The organism is Mycobacterium sp. (assembly GCF_032162105.1).
In the GTDB taxonomy this organism is placed as follows: Bacteria; Actinomycetota; Actinomycetes; order Mycobacteriales; family Mycobacteriaceae; genus Mycobacterium.
Map to the genome: position 1 here is coordinate 1 of NZ_JAVRPS010000194.1, position 2,807 is coordinate 2,807.

The following is a 2,807-nucleotide window of genomic DNA, read 5'->3' on the forward strand; positions in this document are numbered from 1 at the left end:
CTGCGGCGGCGTCGATTGGTCTCGCCGGATGCACCGCACCGAGTGCCACTGGCTTCCCGGGGCCCAGGCGGCGCGGCGGGCCGTGGCCGCATCGCGTCAACCATCTCCGGGCGGGCGCTGGTCGCGAATCGACCACGTCACGATCGTCATCGCAGTCATCACGTTCTGCCGTCAATTACGCGCGCTGGCAATCTGTTTGCGTTGTCACGGCATTGACATGGCGCGTAGGCCGCGCAGGCCGGTGATCGTTGAAACCTCTGGCGGCAGCGGTGGTTTGGTTGAGCGGTGACCAGCGCCGGCGGACAGGACGGGCGAGACGCTTCTAGGATTTCGACGCGATGTTACGATCCGGCAGGACGTAGTTTCGCCGCGCGTCCGGTTGGGCGTGACCAAGGAGAACGGGTTGTGCGTCACCGCGGAATCGACGACGTGGACGTGAGGCAACCTGTGCTCGCCCGGGCGGCAAAGCGGGGCGGGAGCAGTGCGACTCTGCTCCCGCCCCGGGGGTGTGCCTCAAACTGCCTGGAAGGCCTCGCCATTGGATGACGACGCAGCCCCCGGGACTGGTACCGGGTGTTTGGAGGTCGGCACGACGTGCATGCCGTCGTGATCGCGTATCGCCTTGCCAAGCTTGCGCGCCGCGGCCGGCATGATCAGCACCGGCAGAGCAGCCAACAGAATCCAGATGACCGCGGTGATGGGCTCTCCGATGGGCGTCCCGGTGGGATGGATGTTCTTGTACAGCGTGAACACCAGAATGGCCATGGCCATCAGTGGAATGACGATCTCCCATCGGCGGACCAGGGGTGGGCCGTTGAAGAACAGCACCCGCAATGCACCGACGGTTGCCAGCAGGTAGACCACCAGCAGCAGCAAGGTGCCGATCGTCGCGGTCCAGTCGAAGACGTTCTGCGCACCGGCGTGCATGCCCCAGCCGAACAGTGCGAGTGCCGCCAGGGCAGTGACGCCGACCGCTGCGGTGGCGCTCCAGGGTGTGGCGTACTTGGTCGACACCGACGCAAGCGCGGACTTGCCTTCCGTGGCGTCGAAGGCCAGCGTGTAGATGATGCGAGCAGCGCCGACCGCGCAGGCCAGTGCGCAGCTGGCGGCGCTGATGATGGTGCCCACGGTGATGAGGTTGCCGAATCCGTGTCCGACGTAGGAGGTGCCGAGATCACCCATCAGCGACGGCGACTTGGTGAATTTGTCGACCCCCCCGGGCGAGGTGCCGAAACCCATCATCGCCGTGGCAGCGATGAAGACATAGAACAATCCGATGACCACCGTCGTTCCGACGATCGCGCGGGGAATGTTCTTGCGCGGGTTTTCGGCTTCGGCACCGGCGACGGCGGCGGCCTCGAATCCGGCGAACGACAAGAACCCCATCACGATTCCGACGAACAACGCCGATGGCGAGGATCCGGGTTCGGGGACGAAGACGTGGAAGTCGATGTGGTTGCCCGTGGGCGCGGTCCCCGAGGCCAGCCGTACCAGGACGATGACCGCCGCGAGCGTGATCAGCAACACCGTAATCGCCTCGCAGACAACGACGATGCTGGTACCGCGGCGCGCCGGAACGATGCCCAACCAGGTGGATAGCCCCACGGTGACGACCGCGAGCAGATAGGCCGCCCAGCTGGGCGGGTCGTGCCAGATACCGATGTTCTCCAGCAGGTCACATCCGAAGATGCCGACCGCCATCGAGCACAGCAGCACGAGGAAGAAGTACGTACCCGCCAGGGCCCAGGCGGCGACGACTCCGGTCCGCGGACCCACCGAGGCGCCGACGAGCCCGTACACCGCGCCGGGGTGGTGCATCCGCTGGCTGAGCCGCCCCAACCCGTAGGCCACGGTGAGGACCCCGACGAGCGCCAGCAGATACGACAGCGGAGCGGCACGACCCACGCTCGCGGCAGCGAACTGGGGTTGGCTGGTGATCGCGAAGGACGGCGCCATGACGCCAATCGAGATCGCCACCACCTGCCACAGCTTGAGGTTGCGGGCCAACTTCTGGCCGACCTGCTCGGGTGGGCTTGACTCCGTTGTTGAAGAACGGGATTCGTCGGCTACGTCGAATTGCGGAGTGGACATTTTGACTCCTTTGGTTGACTCGTCAGCGGACGGCGTACAGCGCTGCCGCGTCGCGGTGCACCGTGATTCGGCGACTCATGACACCAACGGCTCATTGACTCCGCGGTAGGGCCGACTCGGCGTTGGCTCACGCGGTTATGGTGGCTCGCTTCGGGATGGCGGCGTTAGTCCATTTCGACCGGTTTGGTCGATGCCAGTTTGTTACGGGCGCAGTGCATGGCTCGTAATCCACCGGAAACGATCGCCATACACGCCGGCGGCGCATTGGCGTACTTCCGGACCACTATCGCCAGCTCTATCGGACCTAGCCGGCGGCACACCGGCTCGCGATCCGCCGATCGACGCCATCGGCGCGGCCACCGACAAGATGGTGATCACCTACACCGGCGCGAGGAGTACTCTGGCCAGTCGCGCCCGCCCGCGGTGCCGTTGGTGGAACTGCTCGACGCGCTCGACCTTTCGACGGGCAGGCGAAGGTTCGCGATCGAGCCGTCATCAAACATCCGTTGCGACCGTGCGACATTCGCAACGTCACCCCGGGCGCGCTGGGCGTGCCCGGTGAGCCGCTCACCTTCGACCCCGCTGCGCTCACCGCCGCGAAGTTGGCCTCCGGCCGCCGCGTGTTGCGTCTGATTCCGATCGCGTTACCGTCTCCGCTGACTTCAAATTATGGTCGATGGTCAACCTTGTCAGAGGTTGTCAACAACCCAAGCTCT

General features: G+C 65.5%; 2 protein-coding genes and 1 pseudogene. 2 read left to right on the forward strand and 1 reads right to left on the reverse strand.

Annotated elements, in window-relative coordinates; genetic code table 11:
- A partial coding sequence (locus QOC69_RS10120) for a hypothetical protein (protein WP_526438951.1) occupies window positions 1-289 on the forward strand: 289 nt, incomplete at its 5' end.
- A 224-nt stretch (window positions 290-513) separates the two neighbouring features.
- On the opposite strand, the gene QOC69_RS10125 is transcribed toward QOC69_RS10120, so the two are convergent.
- On the reverse strand, window positions 514-2,091 hold the full coding sequence (locus tag QOC69_RS10125) for an amino acid permease (RefSeq protein ID WP_526438953.1): 1,578 nt from the start codon (window positions 2,089-2,091) through the stop codon (window positions 514-516).
- Window positions 2,092-2,428: 337 nt separating this feature from the next.
- Between QOC69_RS10125 and QOC69_RS10130 the strand changes: the two are divergent.
- Window positions 2,429-2,807 (forward strand): annotated as a pseudogene (locus tag QOC69_RS10130) (hypothetical protein); the annotation flags it as partial.